Origin of the sequence: Okeania sp. SIO2F4, from assembly GCF_010672385.1 — a bacterium.
GTDB lineage: Bacteria > Cyanobacteriota > Cyanobacteriia > Cyanobacteriales > Microcoleaceae > Trichodesmium.
In genome coordinates this window covers 1-20,333 of sequence record NZ_JAAHGT010000062.1, presented here as the reverse complement: position 1 = coordinate 20,333, position 20,333 = coordinate 1, and the positions used below count along the sequence as shown (strand labels likewise).

Genomic DNA, 20,333 nt, shown 5'->3' with positions numbered 1-20,333 from the left:
CGACTAGGAATTATTCCTTGGGTAACTCTAGCAGCAGTAATACTATCACCTAATTCTACTTCTTCTATGACATCTAACCCATCTATTACATTACCAAATATGGCAAATCCACCATCTAATACTGGTGCATCGTTTAAGAGAATATAAAATTGAGAAGATGCAGAATTTAAAATCTCTGTACGAGCCATTCCAATAGCACCTGTTACATTTGGCAATTGTACAGGAGGAGAAACTATTTGATTGTAAAAAATTGGTTGTCCTAGCCCTAAAGGCTTAATTTCTAAAGGAATAAATCGAAATTGATTTGTTATTGGATCGACAAAATCACTACTGCCTAAAATTTCTATAGGAATATCTGGATTTCTACTAAAAGGATCCCCTGCTTGAACTAATGAAAATTGTGGTTGATTTTCTATGCGATGAAATCTCACACCATCATAAAAATTTCGTTCTACTAAGTCAACAAAATTACCTCCAGTTATTGGTGCATTAAATCCATCAATTTCAATGGTAACTATTTGATTATCAATAACCATTAATACTGTTGCTAGACCGGATATTTGTGGTAAATTTTCTTCCATTTTTATCTAATTTAATCAGAAAGGTTTTTGACAAATTATTTATTATAGAATAAATTTTAATTCTCCCTCAATACTATAAATACTAATGCCACAGAAAAACCAAGGGAAAATTCTGATTCCTACCTCCTCTATAATTCCTGTTCCTCCTGACTCCTGACTCCTACCCAAACCCATGCATACTTTTTTCAACAAATCCTATTTAAGTGTAACTTCATGGAGTTTCGACTTAGTTAACAATTTACGCAATGAGCGCGATATAATACGGTAGTTATGTTCACGCATTAGTAACGAGGGTAAAGAGTGTATCTTCTGCACTAAGAGCTGCTTAAACATTTCTGGGATTTAATCTATTAGACCTCTGGCAAAATCCCCCTCGTTACCCTCAAAAGCGCAGTGAGGGGCAAGAGAACCAAATGAATAATAATGTCTATTGACAAAGACTGAAATTTAGGTATAGACTTAACAGATGCGGCCATTGCAAAACCCGTCAATGCCTGTGGATGAGTAACCGCCCACGGCCTCAGTAGAAGGCGGTAAGACCCCTCGGGGCGCGTAAGACCCAAGCGGTGCGACCCCGCGCCGCCGACAGCTCGCTTGCGGAACGCGCACTCCTGTGAGGGAATGCTGACCAAGAGACAGGAAGTAAACATCAATTTGTCACTTCTTGTGACGCTTTGTATCAGTTTTATGAAGCAGAAGTTCTATTAGGCGATCGCGTAGCGGTGCGTAGCACTATCCCTACCCTTCCGAATTTATCTAAAATCTAAAAACTGTTGCGCAATAGTTAAATTAATTATCAATCTAAATTAAATATAGGCAATTGCTACCCTTCCGAATTTATCTAAAATCTAAAAACTGTTGCGCAATAGTTAAATTAATTATCAATCTAAATTAAATATAGGCAATTGCTACCCTTTCGACTCTATCTAAAATCTAAAAACTGTTGCGCAATAGTTAAATTAATTATCAATCTAAATTAAATATAGGCGATCGCTACCCTTCCGACTCTATCTAAAATCTAAAAACTGTTGCGCAATAGTTAAATTAATTATCAATCTAAATTAAATATAGGCGATCGCTACCCTTTCGACTCTATCTAAAATCTAAAAACTGTTGCGCAATAGTTGAATTAATTATCAATCTAAATTAAATATAGGCGATCGCTACCCTGAGCAATTTATCTGAAATCTAAAAACTGTTGCGCAATAGTTGAATACTGAAGTTAATTTGGTAGTCCTGCATAGTAATGGTGAGAATATACATTTTTTTCCCAGACTCCCCACACTCCCTACACTCCCCACACTTTCTATACTATTACTATGCACCACCATCGTTAATTTTTTTCATCCCCTATCCTAGAGGAAGCTTGAGACATTATTTTTTAGTCAATTTTCAAATGATTGGTTAACGGGACTTACACAAAATAGCAGCTAAAAATAAGCTCAAATATAGACAGGGAGAGGCTTTTACGTCAAAAAGGTATAAATCCTTTATAAGCACGGGTTTTAGCCATTTTTAAGGCATTGACGTAATTCCCTTGTCTAGACTGGCTTTCAAGCAGTTTTTCCGCCCAAAAATGTCTAAGTACCATTAAGACAATTACTAGAAAGACAAGGGAGAGAATTTATAGCAGTTGAAGCAAAGGGCACGGACATTTCTAAATCTTGAAACCCTTTGATAGTCTACTGTTCCCAGTTAAGTGTTCCCTATTCCCGATTCAAGTAGCGCTATAATAGCTTACCCATCAAATCAATCTTGACAAACTATTTAGATGCTCATCTAAAGAGGAAAATATATCGACAATTTTCCACAGAGAATTTGTTCCCAAATTTATGTAAACTTATATGAAGTAGAGTTTTCATCATAAATTATGACATCTCGTCGGCATTTTAATACCATATTTTTTGCTATTTGTCTAGCTTTGATAACTTGGTTTAACTTTATCCCCAATGTTTGGGCACTTGGGGGTAAACTACCTGAGTTATACCAACCAGCACCAGAATTTACCCTACCCACTAATACAGGGGATGGGGAAATTTCTTTATCAGATTATCGTGGTGAGTGGGTAGTGCTTTATTTTTACCCTAAAGATTTTACCTCTGGTTGCACAATTGAAGCGCGTAGGTTCCAACAAGATTTACCAAAATATATTTCTAGAAATGCTCAAATTTTAGGTGTTAGTGCAGATGATATAGACTCCCACGCAGAATTTTGTGATTCTGAAGGTTTAAAATTTCCATTGTTAGCTGATACGGATGGAAGTGTTAGTAAAACTTACGGTTCGTGGCTAAACTTTTTTTCAATGAGGCATAGTTTTATTATCGACCCAGATGGGATTTTGCAGGAGATTTTTCTAGGAGTAAGACCACCTATTCATAGTCAAGAAGTTTTGGCACGTTTAGATGAGTTGCAGCAGAGTTAATTAATATAGCAGGGAATAGGGAATAGGGAATAGGGAACAGTTGGAAAAACATTTCCTAGTCTAAGATTTATTATCAGTCTATGTCCTAACCAATTCTTTCTTAGCTATATCAAATTTTGTAAAATCATAATTACAGTAGAGATGTTTAATTAAACATCTCTATAATCTTAAACTTCTTCACTAACCTAACTAAATTACAACATAAGCATTCAGCCTTCAGCTATTAATAATAGGACGAGCTAAAAGAAATTTATCAATTGAGAGAGAATAAAAATTTACTACTGAACTACTCTTCCTTAATGCTAACAATAATTATTCATTATTAATTGTTGATAGCTGACTGCTAATATCTGAATGCTTACATTACAACTAAATTATTTAACTGTATTTCAGATTGTTTAAAGACAAAATTTACTACAGCAAATAATTTATCTAACTCATAGATAGTAAAAGGAGTAATATTTCTAGTAAATTTGTCAAATTGCCATGTTGTACCATTAGAAACAATACCAAAAACAATAACTCTATTTTCTGAATTTAATTTTTGAGCAACAATCATCTCTGCTAAAAATTGTGCCCAACCCATTTCAAAATTGTCTTGTTTAGCTTCAACTAAAATAAAGTGTGGTCGATCAAAGACAACCTTACCCAAAGGCGAACATTTAGCTAAAATATATTCAGGGAATCCTGATAATTGTTCACCACAACTTAAAGATTTATGACTCCATAAAATAAAATCTTGGCGGTAGATTTTCCAAACTTCTTTGAGAATGGGATAAATAAGATTTTCACAAATAGCAAATTCTGAATTATCAACAACACCATCCCCCATGTTAAATAATTAATAATTAATAATTAATAATTAATAATTACCTCTTCTTAAAACATTGAGGATTGGTTAAAAGGAATTTTTTGGTTCTCAAGGGGAGATTGGATATGGCGTTTAGCGGAGCGACTTGAAAAGCGTTTCGCTTTCCTACGGAATAATTGCGCAAACGCGACATGAAACGCGGCTCTGAAAGAGCGGGAAACCTTGCCATCCCATCCTAGGTCATGCTGCCTCTTGCACAGGAGCTTCTCTAACGCAAACGACCGCTCTCTTGGTCGATGGTCGGCAAGCGTTTGCGCTTCGCAAAGCTTCGAAGTTCGCGTAGCGTCCCGGAGGGAACGGAAACCTCGCCATCCCATCCTGACGGAATGCTGCGCTTTCCGACCGCTTTTTCTCCTTGCTCATGAGAGGGTTTAAACCTTAATTTTTCGGTAAGTTCTAAATCTTCACGGAAGTAATCACAAATAGCAAAGGTTATTTCCCTGATAAAATTCTATTCGGTGTAGGTAACTTGAAATATTTTAAGAACCTCACCAATAGTTTTGAAATTACTGAAAGCCATTTTTTACCTCTTCAATAATTAATTTTATTCTTAGCAAATTTGAGAATTAATTCCGAACCTCATAGCAGCAGTTATTAATAAATAACTCCTATTTACAAATTTAGTCAGTTTTAACAAATTTTGACTATTGATATAAGTGCCTATGCAAAATTAATTACACATCCTACTGACTCTCTTTTGCCTGTAGCAATAGTGCCTATTGCCTCTCTCAACTAGGAAATTTATTTTCCACAACTACTTGTAACGGTTTTCATATTAATGAGATATACTGACGTACTGATAACTTATAACTAATAACTGAAATGACCTACTCCCTACTCCCTATAAAAACTAATTTATGCTGAACTTACTTAATAAAAGATTATTTTGGTACTTAGCATTACCAATAATTGTAATAAATGGTTGGGCTTTACTACAAATATTCCAATATTTTGGTCGGATAATTACAATCGCTGTTTCTGCAACATTACTCTCATTTTTGTTAGATTACCCAGTGCTTTTTTTGCAGAGACATGGAGTTAAAAGAAACCGAGCAGTTATTTTAGTATTTTTAGTAGCATTAGTAATTATATTAGTTTTGGGAATTATTCTGATTCCCCTACTATTAGAACAACTTACGGGATTTATTGAAAAACTTCCTAGTTGGCTCGAATCTGGAAATCAACAATTAGAATTATTTGACCAATGGGCATCTAAGCGTCAATTACCGATTAATTTCACAGTTTGGACAAATCAATTTACAGAAAGTTTATCTTCTCAATTGCAAGATATCACAGGAGAAATTATTAGTTTTGTTGTTAATACAGTAGGTAGAATTTTTGATATTTTAATCACCATAGTTATTACTTTTTATCTAATGCTACATGGCGATCGCCTGTGGAATGGGATATTTAATTGGCTGCCTAATCACCTAGAGATTCACATCCGTAAATCATTTAGACAAAACTTTGAAAATTATTTTATTGGTCAAGCAACACTAGCTTGTTTGATGGGTGTTTCTATGACCGTAAGTTTATTGTTTTTAGGAACTCCTTTTGGTTTATTATTTGGCATAGGAATTGGGTTTATGACTCTAGTTCCTTTTGGTACTGCTTTGGGTGTAACTCTTGTCAGTTTATTAATAACTTTAGAAAATTTTTGGCTCGGAATAAAAGTTTTAATTGTGATAGTTTTAATCGAACAAGCAATTGAAAATTTTGTTGCACCCAGAATACTAGGAGGGTTTACAGGTCTTAATCCTGTCTGGATTTTACTGAGTTTATTAGTGGGAGCGCAAGTATGGGGAGTTTTAGGTTTATTAATCACTGTACCTGTGGCAGGTTTTGTCAAAAATACTGTTAATTATCTCCGCTACTATGCAGAATTTAATCCATAGGAAAATCAACAAGTCAATAGCAATCCTATTTTAGTTGTAGTATTTTGGTGGTAGTCAGGAGTCAGGTGTCAGGAGTCATAATTTCAAAGGATTTCAATTGAATTTAACTATTAGACATCTCCAGAAAAGAGGGAATAGGGAATAGGGAATAGCGAATAGGTATGGAGGGGGAAAGAACTGATAATTTATGTACGATAATTGATTTTATTTTTTATTTTTGGAGATGTCTATTATCAAACTGGTGACAACCTATTTAGGATTGCTATAATACTATTTCTGAATAGCAATCCTATTTTATTTGTGTCAAAAATCTTGTCACTTTTTGGTAATTAGGGAATAGGCAATAGATAATGGGGAACAGTTTCAGAGTTTATTTCTAGTTTAGGATTGTTATATATAGCAATCAGAAATCAAATGTGAGAATTTTACTGCTGCCTAAAAATTGAGAAAATAGGGGTTATTGGATTAATTTATATTAGTTTTTTCTGTAAGCATTCAGCCGTCAGCTATCAGCTATCAGCTATTGTTTTTGGTGGGAAATTTAAACCCCGCCCTTAAGGCTATACTTTATAAACATCTTTCTTAATATAAAACTCTATCATGGATAGCTTTAAGAACTGGATTTTATTGCTGATAGCTCAATGCTTACTTTTTTCTTTCTTGTCTGTTCCCTGTTTCCTGTTCCCTATTCTCTAAAAGTTTACAATATCTCACAACTCAAATAATATTGCTATATTTTGAATCCCAAACTAATTCATTCTGTCTCCTGACTCCTGTCTCCTGACTCCTGATTCAATATCAACTTTCATTCTGCAAAAATAGTCTTCTATTTTGCTCCGTATACCTTAATTTTTCTTCAATAGTCTGCCAATCTTCTTGTTCAATATCTTGAATAAATCCATCAATTTGGTCACGAAAAGAGTAGAGCGATCGCAACACCTCTAGACGATTATATTGGGCCATCATTCGTCCTAACTCTGGATTGCCCCCTCCCACCCGGCTAGTGTCACGGAAACCAGAACTAGCCAACTCCTGTGCTAACTTAACAACAGTAGGATTAGTCTCACTCATACAGGCAGAAATTAAACTAGCACTGGTCATCACAGGCAAATGAGAGATCCAGGCAACAGCTCGATCGTGTTCCTGGGAGTCACAAAAGAAAACTTGACTCTGGAGCAACCTAGCTATTGCCTCAACTTTCTCTACAGACTCTAGGGGAGTATTTTTAGTAGGAGTCAGCACATAAGGTCTATCCCTAAATAAACCTAACTGAGCTACTTCAATCCCACTTTCTGCTTTGCCCGCCATGGGATGTCCACCTACAAAATTCGGCCAAATTTGAGAAACACCTTCCACAATAGGTGTCTTAACAGAACCCACATCAGTTAGAATTGCAGAGGGAGAAAGAAAGGGAATAAGTTGTTCTAGAGTAGGAATAATACTGGATATGGGAGTACAGATAAATATTAAATCAGCAATAGATAGTAAAGATAGTTCCAAGCTAGCTTCATCAACAGCTCCAAGAGCAATTGCCTTTTGACAAGTTTGTTCTCGACGAGATACCCCAAGAACACGATAACCTAGAGATCTTAAATCCAATCCGACCGAGCCACCAATTAAACCTAATCCAACAATACCTATATTAATCATAATGTAATGGGTTTGACACTCCAAGGACTAAAGTCCCGTGGATTCGTTACTAGGAGCTTTCTATCGGGTTAAAACCACGATTTCCACATTGCTCGAAACGGCCACATTGCCAGCACCGTACCGTAGTAGGAATGGAGCAGTAGGGGCGATTCGCGAATCGCCCCTACTAGGCGGTGCCAATTGCCACTACTCTCTCCGGTCAAAGACCATTGAGGCTGCTTTTTAAGTTGTTGCTTGATTCACTCGCTCGCTCGTTACAACGTGCTGTCTAACGGCTGGAAACATAGTGCTGGCAAGCACCGAGCCACCTTTTCGGCTAGCTCCCTTTAACGTGGATCGTCCACTAGATATCGGGCTTTCACCATGCCATACGAGGTCTTCGTGTATTTGGAGTTAATCATAACACGAATTTGGACTACGCTTTATTGCCCGTCGCATCGTTTCCATCCAGCCGTTAAAATAGGCACTTTTCCCATTTACCGATTTTTTATGATGATACAAGGGTGCGCCCTAATGATAATTGAAGAACTTCAAGAAAAATATGCTGCTGGTGAAAGAGATTTTACTGACCTCAATCTTTTTGAGGCCAATCTCACTGGGATTAATCTGAGTGGGGCAAATCTTAGCGGAGTTAACCTCAGTGTTGCCAACCTAAGTGGTGCAAATTTAACGGATTCTAATCTTAGTAAAGCTAAACTTAATATTACTAAACTTAATGGTGCGCATCTCAGTGGGACAAACTTAAATGGTGCTGATTTAAATGTAGCTAATCTAGTTTTAGTTAATTTGAAAAAAGCTCAATTAATTGGGGCTAAATTGATTAGAGCAGAGTTGATTAGAGCAGAATTAAGTGGGGCAAATCTTTCTTTAGCTGATTTAAGTGGAGCTAGTCTTGTTGAAGCTACACTCCGAAAAACTAATCTTAGTGGTGCTAATTTAAAGGGAGCTAACTTGCGTTTTGCTTCTATTACAGGCTCTAATTTAATAGAAGCTAACTTGCAAGGAGCTGACCTTAGTGGTGCTGACCTTAGCGGTGCTGACCTTAGTGGTGCTGAATTGAGACAAACTAATCTGACTGGTGCTAATTTGAATGGGGCTGATTTAAGTGGGGCTAACCTACGTTGGGCTGATTTAAGTGGTGCTCAACTGAAGTGGGCGAGTCTCAATGATGCTAAACTCAGTGGTGCTGACCTAAGTAGAGCAGATTTATCCCAAGCTAACCTTTTAAATGCTAGTCTAGTTCATGCTAATTTATCAAGTGCCCGTTTAATTGAAGTAGATTGGATTGGAGTAGATTTAACGGGGGCAACTTTAACAGGAGCAAAAATTTTTGGTGCCTCTCGCCTCGGAATTAAAACAGAAGCAGTAAGCTGTGAGTGGCTTGACTTAAGTGCTAATGGAGATAAAAGTCAAGTTTATTCTCTCAATTCTGGGAAAATTAAAAGTTTCTTTCATGAGACTCTTCCTCAAGTGAAGATTATTGTTGATACTCCTTTAGATACTTCTAGTAATTATGCTCTAGCTGCAACATATTATCAACTCAGTAAATATTTAACACAGCTAAATCAACCTCCTTGTATAGAAGTTAATTCTTGTAGAACAATTATATCGTTTCAAATGAACAGCGATGAAAAGCTATTCGCTACTGCTTATATCGCTATTATACCTTTTCATGATTTTGCTAAAACCCAACAGAGTATTATTAGTATTATGAAAATCCTTAACTCTCAAGATACAAATTATTTAACTCCTGTTGTGGCTAAAACAATTCGGCAGTTAAGTACAGTTTTAACTAAATCAATTAAACAAGTTAATCAAATTAAGAAGGATAAAGCATTACTGAAATTTTGCAATGGAATTAAATTTTTTCAGACAGCAACAAAAATAACTATAATTAATTCCAGTGGTAAAAAATTTAATCTCTACCATCATCCTAAATTTGGTAAGCGAATAGTAAATAAAGTTCGTAGAAATCGTGAAGTAGAAACCTTAATTCAATTACCTCAAACAGAACCATATTCTATTAATACGATTATTGATTTTATTGATGGCTTTCATCAATCATAAATTTAATCTCTATAGAAAAATTTTTGAGGAAAAATCAGTATGAATAACTAGCTGATCGGCTATTATTTTTTTTCTCTTTCCAGGTTGATTTTTGGTACTTAACTTAATTAATAAAAACAGCGTTATCATATAATAGCATTCTACAAAAATAATATTACAAATAATACAGGTAAGGAAGAAGGAAGAACCGAAATTGGAAGAAGGTGAGAAAGAAGTAAGAAAAATTATCTATTTTGTACTTCAATCAAATCAATAACTTTGTACAAAAAATAAGCAGCGATTATCAGGGCTAACTTGATTTGTAGCCAACATTTATCAAACTGATATAATCTCAAGTAAATTAATTATAAACAGAAAATATTCCATACAAAATCTCTACATTAATGTAAGCATTCAGCTATTAGCAGTCAGCTAGCCTCCTGGGTTGTAACTCTATTAACAGCAAGTAATGAATAATTTCTTTTAAGCTCAAAGGAGCTGACTTTGGCAATAACTTTTAATTCTTTCTCTATTTCTCAATTGATTTTACCTCTTCCTCTTAATCAATAGCCGATAACGCAGTTCTTCTGGAAGAGGCTGGCTAATAGCTGATGGCTGAATGCTTACATATTAATTCAATATTTTTTATTATTGTCAATTAAATGAATATAATATTGCAGTTCATTCTGTGGTATTTGAGCCACAGTAGAAGTAACTTTAATACAAGTTTTTGAAGTATCAAATTAACGTTTTATTTTTGTTAGGGCAATTTACTATAATCACTATAACACATTTATATGGAATAGACTGTATAATGTCAAAAAAACAAAGTCAAACAATATTAAGGATTTTATTTTTTTAGTTCCCTAGAAAGGCAGCAAAGTAAAAATAGTATATTTTAGCTATTCAAATCTATGCTCCGGGCAAAAAAATCAAGTGTCAAATATATTCTAAAAGTATGAATCGAGAAGAAATACTTCAACAATACACAAAAGGAGAAAAAAACTTTACAGGTATTATTCTGTGTGAAGCAAATCTTAGCAAAGTCGATCTCAATCAGATTAATTTAAGTCAAGCAGTATTAAATCTGACTAATTTCAGTGAAGCTAATCTTAGTGAAGCTAACCTGAATGGAGCCAAATTAAATGTATCCAGACTGACTAAAACAAATCTGATCCATGCTAAACTTAACGGTGCAAATCTCAACCTTGCTAACCTAATTCAAGCTAATTTAAGCAATGCTGAATTGATAGAAGCCAAGCTAATTCGGGCAGAGTTAATTCGAGCAAATATGAGTAATGCTAATCTCAAAGGCGCTAATTTAACAGAGGCTGATTTAAGAGAAGCTATTTTAAAACAAGCTAACCTACAATTAGTAGATTTACATTCTGCCCTTTTACGAAGTTCTTGCCTAGCAAATTCTAACCTAGAAAGAGCTAATTTACATAGAGCAAATCTTAATAAAGCTGATTTAAGAGGAGTCAACTTTAATAATGCTGAACTTACACAAGCTAATCTCTCTCTCTCTAATTTGAGTCAGGCTAATTTTAAAGGAGCTAATTTAACAGAGGCTGATTTAACAGGAGCTAATTTGAGTGGAGCTAATCTTGATTCAGCTATACTCAATAACGTAAATTTACATGGTGGAAACTTGTATAATTCTAATTTATCTAATGCTATTTTAGTTAATGCTGATTTAACCAAAAGTAATTTAATTCATGTTAGTTGCGAAGGAGCAGATTTAACATCAGCAACCCTCACAGGTACTAAGCTCTATGGAGTATCACGATTTCAAATAACTGCTAAAAATATTACTTGTGATTGGGTTGATATGAGTGTCAATGGTGACGGTAGTAAAATTATCAACTTGACTCCAGAAAAATCTAAACTTTTTTTTAATCCTACTCAACCAACTGTAAAAGTTATAGTTGATACACCTCTAGATCCTGACTCTCATTTGGCTTTGGCTGCTATCTATCGTCAAATTTATAAACAGTATAATCTTTTAGGATTACCTCCTAATATCGAAGTCAATTCTCAAAAAACTCGATTATCAATTCGAGTAGATAAAGATGAGCAGTTATTTACTACTGCATATCTAATGATTTATCCATTTAAAGTATCTACATTAACTCAAAATTATTTTTTAGAATTAATCGATCGAATTTCCCAAGACTACTCTAGAAATTTAGATGTCAGAACATCAAATCGTTTTGCTAATATCAGGGTAAATCTTAATAAAATGAAAAGAATAATTGAGGAACTCAAAGCTAATAATACCCAACCTCTTCAAATACTAAATTTAAAGTTTTTTAGTTCCCCGCTGAAAATTAGAATAATAAATTCAATAGGGCAAAATTTTTGCCTGACAAATAGTTTAGATTATATCCAAGTAATATCTGATTATTTAATCAAAAAAAACATAAATAAAGAAGACTTAGTCAACTCTTTTATAGATAATCAACAATTTCATAAAAGCTTAGTATTATTTGTCAAAAATTTTTCTTAATAACTTGATTTTACTGTATAACATTTGGAACTGAGCGAGGCAAAAAAAAATAATTTGATCGAAAATACCAAATCTCAAAAGTTTTGCCACATATTGTTTTTGCCATAAGTTACAATTAAAAAGCCATAAGTCAGTTACTTTGAAAAATGGCAAGTAACAAAGAAAACATCAGTAATATTTGCTATTAGGTGTGGGGGAAAAAAGCTGAATCAATTGTTTATAGAGGTTTTCAGGTAGATGAAGTACATAGTCAAAACCACAACCCTTGTAGGGACGTTCCATGGAACGTCCCTACTTTGTTCTACTAAAATGAAAACTTCTGTAATTTATGGTACTCATAGTGATACATCTGTAAAATAGCCTAATTTAATACCAATTTGATTAAAGAATGTTACAAAACTGTGGTTATAGGGAATAGAGAATGGGGTATGTCAGTAGATATTTATCCCAAATGAAGTCAAAAACCCTTTATTCCAACCTTTACCCATCTTATACACAGGTTTGATTTTTTATTGACAAATACGCCCTAAGAGAGTGAATGAACAAGCAAAGATTAAGATAGCGCTTAGTGCTTAATCTGAGGTATGTTCAGCGGGTTATGGCTCCCAGTTAAGACTTTAGTTCCTGAGCATAGGTATTGTCGCCTAACCCACCCCAAGCCTGGATTTAATATTCCTTTTACAAACAGTCTCTAATTATAATCATCTTAAAAACAATTGAAAAAGCTATAGCGTTTCTCAGTAAGCGTGAGGTACACTTTTCTTTTTTCTTTCCTTTTCCTTGTTCCCCCTATTACCTAACAACTAGAATTTTGTACATCATCAGTATAAGAATTGCTATATCCAGTAAACTTGACTACTCAATAACAAATGTCAGAAGAAATATTAAAAAGATACGAATTAGTTAAAAAATATACACAAGGAAAAAGAAATTTTGCTGCCATCAACTTGACAGAAGTAAACCTGAGTCAGATGAACTTAAGCAAAGCTAATCTCACTAATGCTATTTTATTTGTCTGTAATCTCAGTGGTGCCAATCTCAGTGAAGCAAATCTTACTAAAGCTAATCTCAATATAGCGCGTCTTAGTGGCGCCAATCTCAAAAAGACGATATTAAATCAAGCAACTCTCAATGTGGCCAATCTAGTCCGAGCTAATCTGAGTGAAGCTCAATTAGTAGAAGCTACCTTAGTTAAAGGAGAATTAGTTAGAGTAGAATTAACTCTGGCTAATCTTAGCCGAGCCAATCTCAGTGGTGCCGACATGAGAGAAGCAAATATCACAGAAGCTAACTTAAGTCAAACTAACCTGAGTGGCGTAAATCTCAGATTTGCTTTAGGACAAAGAACTAATCTAGAAAAAGCTGACCTCCATAATGCCGATCTGACAAAAGCCAATTTAGAAGAGGCTAATTTTACCAATGCTGAATTGAGACAAACCCACTTAAGTATGGCTAATCTCAGGAATGCTACATTTAATGGGGCTAATCTCAGGTGGGCTATTCTCAATGGAGCTGACTTAACTGATGCCGACCTCAGTAATGTTAAATTGAGTGGAGCTAATCTTCGCGGAGCGAATTTAACCAATACAAAATTAACTAATGCTAGTTTAGTTCATGCTGATTTAACTGAAGCCAATTTAGTCAGAGCTGATTTAGTTGGAGTAGATTTATCGGGAGCAATTTTAACCGGAGCAAAACTTTATGAAGTTCCTAGATTAAATCTTAAGGCTGAAGACATTGTTTGTGAATGGATTGATGTGAGTCCTGATGGAGATCGTAGTCAAGTTTATCACTTTAAATCATCAGCAGAATCCAAAAGATTTTTTAACCACAAATCCCCAATAGTTCAAATTATTGTTGATTCAAATTTAGACCTGAAAGCTAATGTTGCTCTTACTACAACTTACTATCACTTGGCTAAGGATTACGATTTTATTAACCGTCCTCCCAGTATTGAAGTTAACTACCAAAGAACTATTGTGAATTTTAGAGTAGACAGTGATGAACTGTTATTTATACTAGCATTTATAGCTATATTACCTTTTGCTGATGCTAAAAAATCTCAAGTTAACATTATAGAAATTGTCAAAAATTACCCTTTACAAAAAATCAATACCAAAATATTAGAATTAGAAATTGGTATGGAACAAATCATCCAAAAAAATCCGAGAATTAAAAAAATTATTGAGTCTGTTAGAAGCAATATTACTTTTTTTTCAGCCCCTACTCAGTTAATTTTAAATAATTCAAGTGGTAAAAGTTTAGTAGTAAGTAGCAATCCAGACTTTGGGAAAAAAATCTGTAAAAATATAGATGAACATATAGATGAACAAAAATTCTCTTTGCCCCCTGATAATAAGGTAGCTGATTTTATTAATAGCTTTTATCACTTTGGTTAAAATCTGTGATCGAAGTAGAAGTCCATCAATCCCTGCTAAATTTCCTGCAATCGCAAAATCAACCTTACTGGCCTCATAATTTAACAATGGCACGGCTAGTAGCAAGAGCTTTGCGACTTGGGCGTAGTGCCTTAATTCAAACAGCTTCTCCACCAGGTAGCCATAATCAACAATATCAATTAAGTTATCTGCTACCAATCTTAATGTGGCCAAGAAAAACAATATTAGTCGCTCCTCAGCCAGTACAAGAACATTTACTAACTGTTGAAATTCCCAGATTACTGGCAAACCACTCTCAGATTAGTCCATTACTTCCCAACAAAGCAATCCAAACCTATCCGCCACAAGACCATGATTTTAATGGACTACTACTGATGACGCCCGAAGCTTGGTTAGTTAGCCAATGTCAGGATAACCAATTTTCTAAAGGTATTCCGACAATTATTGATTGGGCAGATAATTTAGAAACTTGGGTACAAAATTATTTAACCACTAGCTTTTTCCCTACTGACTGGAATCAACTGATGGAAGTTTATTCTGCTCAAGCTGACTTAATTCGTCAGACAAGGATAAACTTAACGCGATCGCTCTTCCAACATCCAGTTAATCCCTACAGTTGCTACTTGATTGAAAAACATGAGCAACAGATTTTACAAAATCTCATCGAAAGTTTGTCATTACCTCGTGAGCATTTGAATAATGATTTTTGGTTTCAGTGGCAAAGCAATGGACAACTCAGGTGGGCAGAAATTCATCGCCAGAGAGGATCGTTTTCTTTATACTGCACTCCTTATGATTTATCTGAAGCTCTCAAGAATATCTGGACTCAACAACCTGTTGTGATTATTGGAGGAGCATTAGACCTAGAAGTGAAAGCTTATAGCTACAGACAGATGATGGGACTAGGGGATCTAACCTGCGTTAAATTTTCCCCCGATCGTCGCAATGAGATGATTCAACTATATTTGCCCAATGGCTTACCAATGCCAAATACACCTCAATTTCAAGCAGCATTAATTGCAGAAATTCGGACTTTATTGTATATCAGTTCTAGTGCTATAGATGGATTAATAGTCATCCTCATTGGAGATATACCACTTAAAAATCAAGTGGGTGCTATTTTTGCCTCTGAATTTGGTTCTCGAGTTCAAGTGGAAACTGTTTCTCCTGAAGAAAATGGAATTTTAATTACTGGTTGGGAGTTTTGGCAGGAACATCAAAGAGAACTTAAAGCACCTAAATTATTGATAATTACTACTTTGCCCCTTCCATCTTTGGAACATCCGTTGGTATCTGGACGAGTAAATTTTTATAAGCAACGGGGTTTAGATTGGTTTAGATTATACCTTTTACCAAAGGCACTACAAGAGTTGCAACGTGCTATTGCTTCTGTGCGAGAATCTCAAGGTGTCGTTACTGTGTTGGATAGTCGTGTGATTCATCGTAGTTATGGCAAGCAAGTTTTAGCAGCTTTTAGTCCCTTTGCCAAAATTGATTACTTAGATACTACATGGTTATAGCACTATCTGCAAGTCATACCATTTCACAGAATTCAGAATTCTGAATTCTGAATTCTGAAGTTAGATTGGATAGGCTAAAAACTTTTACAAGAGAAAGGTTTGAGGCAATTATTTGACATTTAAAGTTTGAAACTATTTGTGACATCTTTAAAGTGAATTGGTATCAGATAGGGGAGCATTCGGATTGGCGAGCTACCGAAGTCAGAAGTCAGAAGTAATATCTGACTAAGTTTTCGGTGAGGAAATGTTGCGCAAACAACCCCCTAGTAATGTCCGCCCCCAATGCTTCGACTGCTATGACTTGAAGAAAGAATAGGGAGTAGGGAGTAGGATTAATTGAGTATGGGAATTCAACTCTGAGCAAATTGCTGTATGATGTAGAGTTTTGGGTATGAAACCCAAGGGTGGACTTGAAAGATTTGATTTCCGATTCAAAGGTTCCCTGATGTCGCCCTACCGACTACTGCTGTACAGGAGGCTCTTAACCGAAGGTGGATAACCTTAACTAAGTCAGAAGTCAGAAGTCAGAAGTTGCTTTTGCCAGGGGGATTAGAGCAACCCTCCAAAAACATTTCGTCTTGGAAGGCGGGGTTAAAGACCCAATTATTTTGATTACTATAAATTTACTATTGCTTGATTAATAAATAGATTAAGAACTAATTCTTAAAGTAAACTTTTTTGATACTTTTTTTACATAGATTTAACAAACTGACTTTATTTTTACTGATAATTATTGTTATGATCTAGATATAAATTACTGAATAAAGGTTGAGATAATTTATGGGTGAAGCAAAGCGTCGTAAAGAAGCACTAGGAGAAGAGTACGGTCAAGAAACACGGTTTATTTCTTGGCTGCCAATTACTAAAAGTCAAAGTCAACAATTTATGCAGTTAACTACAACTGGTGCATGGATTGGTATTGGATTCCTTATTTTTGGCTGGTTAACAGTTAGATTTATTGGTCCGGCTTTTGGATGGTGGCAAGTTGAATAACTTTTGGTCTACGAAGCTAGATAAAAGTTCAAAAAAAATCTTAACTAATTCCTGATTTTAAATTTGCTAAAGATTAATAAAATTAGTTTTTTTGCTAAGATACTCAAAAATCTTCCCAAGGATATTGACTTGATTAAATTAATGAAAATGAATATGTACTTATAATTTAGCCAAAATCAATATTAATTAATCTTGGCTAATTTTTTTAACATTTATTAAATAGAAAATCAAGATAGAATTTGTGAGAATATTTTGCCAATAATGATAATTTTGAGCGCAGATTAATTCCTAATGAATAGGTGTCAAAAACGACTGAATAAATCAAATATTCAACAGTGGCTAGCTAAAGTAAACATTTGTTATTTATAACTTGAAGTGATTGGATTAGACTGAAATTAACAAAATAAATAGCCATCAACATGATTTGATATCCCTAAATCTTGATTGAGTCCAAATATTTTGTTTAGACAAAGTCTCAAATAATTCCAAATTAACAACAATCCAAAATACCCTAGAAAAACTTAGATTTTATTTGGTTAAATAAAATTACTATCGGATTGCTATTAATAACTCTTGCTTATAGCTATTAATTTGTCTAGATACTGTTTGACTTATAGGGATAATTAATTATTTATATAATTTCACAATTTGAGTTTCTCACTCGCTGATTTCAGGAACTAAATTTAATGGTTTGAGTCTAGAAAATACAAGCATTTAGCTGAATGTTGTAGTTGATACTTTGCTCAAAAATCCTATCAGTTAGCCTAAGATATATGGTATTAAAGGCCATTTGAGAGATATGCGAGAAAAGATAATTAGGTTTATACTATTTCATAAGTTAAACACCAAAATTTTATAAAAACTTAACAAAGTCTAAAATATAAGGGTGTGGTGATAGGAGGATAATTGTGTTTCAGAGACTTGCAGAACAACATCGTCAATTTGTACAAGACCTAGTAATGAATTTACAAGCTCTGGCAATTGTGCTAGAGAATAGAGGATATTTGGCATCCTGTTACACTTGTGGAGGTCAAATGAATAGTGCATCATTTATGGTCAGCCTGGGAGAAAATCATCTGATTCGCTTTCTCGTATCAGATTATGGCATTACATGGACAGAGATGCGAGATGACCGTGAATTAATGAAATTAGAAGGAGCTGAAGCAATTAGCCAGCTACAAGAACTAGCTAATTTGCTGAAAAATCAGATTCAGCCTTCTCAAAAACCCAATCAACTTCGGCAGGAAGATCTAAGCCTGAATAAGGCCATTTAGTCTAATAGTTATCCTGGGTTAGACCTAGTGGTTGTAATACTAAATTCAAAAAAGATAGTTACATTAGAATAAGTGCAAAACTTTTAACAGACTTTCTGCCAACTGTAGACTTGTAATTGAAATTATAGAATTGGTGGAATAAAGAATTTATTAAACTCATGGTGGCTTTGTTTAATTCATTAGCAGCAATTTGACTCTAATCAAGAAAAATGTTATGAATCCATACTTCTTGAATCTGTGATTCTGACTCCTGACTTCTAAGAAGAAAATACTTTGTAGCAGTATTTTTTGAAACTCTTATAACCCAGATTTAATATTTCTAGAAATTTACTGTATCTATAATCTAGAATTAGATTCTCTACAAGAAAAAGAAAAGGATTAATTCAAAGGAAAAATATTTCTTTTCTCTTGGTCGATTCGATATAGCGTTCCCTTCAGGACTCGAGACAAGAGAAACCTGCTCTGGCAAAGTCGCTCCGCAATTCAAGTTGCCGAGTCGCCGAAGTGCGAAGTTATGCCCCAGCAAAGTGCGTTTGCGTTTCGCGCAGCGACATGAAAAGCATTCCGATAGGAAAGTTCTGGCACAGCAGAACTACAGCTTTTTTGACTATCCAAGGGAATGAAAAAGAAAATTTCGATTTTCAAGCCTCCCTAATTGCTGGAGATACTATTTTGCTACCGCACAACTTTTTCGTTTTTCATGTTCCGTAGGAAAACGCTACGCGACATGAAAAACTCAGTTCTGACCCTAGGAGGCTAAGGGAAATGACCAGTGCCATTATTATTACAGATTTGGCCAATACTCTTAAGCAAGTCAGGACTTACGGACGGGAATCCAGAAACCCAGTTTTTTCTTAAATATATTTTCCTAAATATATATTGTTAAAACAAACAATTTCTCATAGCAACCGGGTTTCTTTGGGTAAGTTCTATAAGTATAAAAATTTGCAACCTAATAATTGCTGTAATCCAGAGAGGAAAAGCTAATTGTTTAGTAAGCTGACAATGTAGCTTAACCGGATGTTAATCTATAGATATAAATTAAGTTAAAAATTTAACATTAGCTGGACACAAATTACTATTAATGAAGTATATAGAGGTCTGGCAAAATAGGAGAGTTGATTGCAAACTATGAGTCCTCTAGAATCTCAATGGCAACATTTCTTTGTAGACACCAATAATATCCGCCTACATTGTGTTACTCAAGGTGAGGGAGAATTAGTCATACTCCTTCATGGTTTCCCAGAATTCTGGTATTCTTGGCGCTATCAAATGCCCGCATTAGCCCGTTATTTCAAGGTTGTAGTTCCAGATTTACGGGGCTACAATGATTCCGATAAACCAGATAATGGTTATGACTTGGATACTTTAGCTGCTGATATTCGGGGACTAATTGAACGTTTAGGTTATGTTAAGGCACATATTGTTGGCCATGATTGGGGAGGGGCGATCGCATGGCATCTAGCTCAAAAATTTCCTCAATACTTAAACCGTCTAGCAATCTTGAATGCAGCTCATCCACAAAAACTGATTCAAGAACTGGCAGGAAATGTAGATCAAATACGCAGAAGTTGGTATATATTAGCTTTTCAAGTTCCTGGAATTCCAGAATGGTTAATTCAGCAAAACTTAGGAGAATTTATTAAAGGAGTTTTCCAAGGACAAGCAATTCGCAAAAGCGCCTTTACTGCTGAAATTACTCAGATTTATCAAGCAGCTTTAGAGAAACCAGGAGCTTTAGTCGCTGCAATTAATCACTATCGTCAATTTCTTTTGCCTCAAAACTGGCTGAAAAACTTCAACCCTAAGCCAGAAAAAATTACAGCACCTACTTTAATTTTATGGGGTAAAGAAGATTATTTTTTAAGTCAAAAACTTACAGAAGGTTTAGATAAATTAATTGCTGCTCCTTTCTGGTTAAAAGTTATTCCTGAGTGTGGTCATTGGATACAACAAGAAGTACCCCACACAGTAAATCGAGAGTTGCTGAATTTTTTTGGGAAAAAATAATCAAAAAATAGGTTTGTATGAGCATATATAAGTATATTGACATCCTCCCGACGCTGCTCTCACGAGACAGCGCGGGATTCCCTAACAGTGATGCTAGGGACTTTCTGCTTCAATGCACCCGCCTGACGAGATTTACTCCCAGAAGGTCTTACAGTCGCTCCAC

General features: G+C 34.9%; 12 protein-coding genes. 9 read left to right on the top strand and 3 right to left on the bottom strand.

Annotated elements, in window-relative coordinates:
* The coding region (locus F6K22_RS06520) for a peptidylprolyl isomerase (protein ID WP_293094830.1) at nucleotides 1-581 on the bottom strand (581 nt) is incomplete at its 3' end.
* A gap of 1,870 nt (nucleotides 582-2,451) precedes the next feature.
* On the opposite strand from F6K22_RS06520, the gene F6K22_RS06515 reads away from it, so the two are divergent.
* Nucleotides 2,452-3,003, top strand: a complete 552-nt coding sequence (locus F6K22_RS06515; RefSeq protein WP_293094827.1) for a peroxiredoxin — start codon at nucleotides 2,452-2,454, stop codon at nucleotides 3,001-3,003.
* 358 nt (nucleotides 3,004-3,361) lie between these two features.
* Here F6K22_RS06515 and F6K22_RS06510 read toward each other — a convergent pair whose 3' ends face one another.
* Entirely contained in the window at nucleotides 3,362-3,835 is a 474-nt protein-coding gene (locus tag F6K22_RS06510) for a hypothetical protein (protein WP_363272974.1), read from the bottom strand.
* An 896-nt stretch (nucleotides 3,836-4,731) separates the two neighbouring features.
* On the opposite strand from F6K22_RS06510, the gene F6K22_RS06505 reads away from it, so the two are divergent.
* Entirely contained in the window at nucleotides 4,732-5,769 is a 1,038-nt protein-coding gene (locus F6K22_RS06505) for an AI-2E family transporter (protein ID WP_293094824.1), read from the top strand.
* 798 nt (nucleotides 5,770-6,567) lie between these two features.
* Here F6K22_RS06505 and F6K22_RS06500 read toward each other — a convergent pair.
* Nucleotides 6,568-7,416, bottom strand: coding sequence for a prephenate/arogenate dehydrogenase (locus F6K22_RS06500; protein WP_293094832.1), 849 nt, complete (start codon nucleotides 7,414-7,416; stop codon nucleotides 6,568-6,570).
* Between the two features lie 516 nt (nucleotides 7,417-7,932).
* On the opposite strand from F6K22_RS06500, the gene F6K22_RS06495 reads away from it, so the two are divergent.
* The 7 genes from F6K22_RS06495 to F6K22_RS06465 all read left to right on the top strand — a co-directional run bounded on the left by F6K22_RS06495 (nucleotide 7,933) and on the right by F6K22_RS06465 (nucleotide 20,170).
* Complete coding sequence (locus F6K22_RS06495; RefSeq protein ID WP_293094821.1) at nucleotides 7,933-9,486, top strand: pentapeptide repeat-containing protein; 1,554 nt, start codon at nucleotides 7,933-7,935, stop codon at nucleotides 9,484-9,486.
* A 937-nt stretch (nucleotides 9,487-10,423) separates the two neighbouring features.
* Entirely contained in the window at nucleotides 10,424-11,974 is a 1,551-nt protein-coding gene (locus tag F6K22_RS06490; protein ID WP_293094818.1) for a pentapeptide repeat-containing protein, read from the top strand.
* 869 nt (nucleotides 11,975-12,843) lie between these two features.
* Complete coding sequence (locus tag F6K22_RS06485) at nucleotides 12,844-14,373, top strand: pentapeptide repeat-containing protein (protein ID WP_293094815.1); 1,530 nt, start codon at nucleotides 12,844-12,846, stop codon at nucleotides 14,371-14,373.
* Nucleotides 14,374-14,378: 5 nt separating this feature from the next.
* The gene (locus tag F6K22_RS06480; RefSeq protein WP_293094811.1) at nucleotides 14,379-15,893 is read left to right on the top strand and encodes a helicase C-terminal domain-containing protein; all 1,515 of its coding nucleotides are present in this window, start codon (nucleotides 14,379-14,381) and stop codon (nucleotides 15,891-15,893) included.
* A 780-nt stretch (nucleotides 15,894-16,673) separates the two neighbouring features.
* Nucleotides 16,674-16,886, top strand: coding sequence for a DUF2839 domain-containing protein (locus tag F6K22_RS06475; RefSeq protein WP_293094808.1), 213 nt, complete (start codon nucleotides 16,674-16,676; stop codon nucleotides 16,884-16,886).
* Nucleotides 16,887-17,794: 908 nt separating this feature from the next.
* Nucleotides 17,795-18,160, top strand: a complete 366-nt coding sequence (locus F6K22_RS06470; RefSeq protein WP_293094805.1) for a DUF1815 family protein — start codon at nucleotides 17,795-17,797, stop codon at nucleotides 18,158-18,160.
* Nucleotides 18,161-19,291: 1,131 nt separating this feature from the next.
* Nucleotides 19,292-20,170 carry an alpha/beta fold hydrolase gene (locus tag F6K22_RS06465; protein ID WP_293094802.1) on the top strand — a complete coding sequence of 293 codons (879 nt, stop codon included), beginning with the start codon at nucleotides 19,292-19,294 and terminating at the stop codon, nucleotides 20,168-20,170.
* The last annotated feature ends 163 nt before the right edge of the window (nucleotides 20,171-20,333 follow it).